The organism is Flavihumibacter sp. CACIAM 22H1 (assembly GCF_001601815.1).
GTDB lineage: Bacteria > Bacteroidota > Bacteroidia > Chitinophagales > Chitinophagaceae > Flavihumibacter.
The window spans coordinates 21,587-22,669 of record NZ_LUKG01000008.1 but is presented as its reverse complement, the minus strand read 5'-3'; the positions used below and the strand labels follow the sequence as shown (position 1 = coordinate 22,669).

At 41.3% G+C, this 1,083-nt stretch carries 2 protein-coding genes; one reads left to right on the top strand and one right to left on the bottom strand.

Annotated elements, in window-relative coordinates:
* Positions 1 to 98 precede the first annotated feature (98 nt).
* Positions 99 to 512 (bottom strand): BrxA/BrxB family bacilliredoxin, encoded by a 414-nt coding sequence (locus tag A1D16_RS04145; RefSeq protein WP_290707971.1) that lies wholly within the window; start codon positions 510 to 512, stop codon positions 99 to 101.
* A 222-nt stretch (positions 513 to 734) separates the two neighbouring features.
* On the opposite strand from A1D16_RS04145, the gene A1D16_RS04140 reads away from it, so the two are divergent.
* A partial coding sequence (locus tag A1D16_RS04140; protein ID WP_290707970.1) for an Hsp20/alpha crystallin family protein occupies positions 735 to 1,083 on the top strand: 349 nt, incomplete at its 3' end.

Below are 1,083 nucleotides of genomic sequence, written 5' to 3'. Positions count from 1 at the left end.
AATTAATGGGCAAATTCATCGCAATGATAAGAAATATGCAGACGGCAAAAAAATAACCCCTCCCGACCGGAAGGGGTTATTTCAAAAAATCCTGTTTCTTAACAGTATTGTTCAAACGCAGCAATCAGGTTGTGCGCAATCATTTGTGCAGACCGGCCTTCGATCATATGGCGTTCGATAAAATGAACTAACTGGCCATCCTTGAACAACGCAATGGCAGGGGAAGACGGTGGGTAAGGCAGTAAATGTTCTCTCAGTGTACGAACCGCTTCCATATCAAATCCTGCAAAACTGGTGGTGAGGTGATCGGGTTTCTTAGGACTGTTATGAACAGCCATCAGCACGCCCGGACGGGCTGTACCTGCGGAACAACCACAGACAGAATTAACTACCACCAGGGTAGTTCCCGCTTTTTTTAACTGGTCTTCAACTTCTACGGAGGTCAATAACTCAACAAATCCCTGTTCAGTTAATTCCTCTTTCATGGGCATTACTATTTCTGCTGGATACATGTCTTGATTTTTAAGATTGCAAATTTATAGCAAAAACAATAAACTGGTCAGATGGTTCGAAACTGCCATTATGGCTTTTAGAAACGGCATTGAACTGCCTTAATGGCGTCTTTTTCAACTCTTATTGGAAGAAATCTGTAGCAAATGGCAGAAAAAAACGCCTGGTACAGCAATTGAACAAGGTTTCGTACAAACATTCAAAAAACATAAAACATACAAATTATGACACGCGTAAAATTCAATCAACCTGTTCGGCCCTTCTTTCACTTATTAGACGACTGGTTTCAGGATTTTCCGGCTAAAGCTGGTCGGGAAGCAGGTAATGCATTACAAACCATACCTGTAAATATTGTAGAAACAAAAGATGGATATCATTTAGAGGTGAATGCGCCGGGAAGATCCAAGGAAGAATTTAAGGTTAAGGTGGAGAACGGCTTATTGACCATTTCCTATGAACAAAAGGAAACGGCGGTTCAGGAGGATCTGAAACAAATTCGTCGCGAGTTTTATCAACATTCCTTTAAACGCAGTTTTACGATTGACGAAAAAATTGATGAGAATGGGATCCAGG

What these genes read in the sequence shown, in the direction of transcription:
- A1D16_RS04145 (WP_290707971.1), bottom strand. Translation starts at nt 512, where the DNA reads ATGTATCCAGCAGAAATAGTAATGCCCATGAAAGAGGAATTAACTGAA.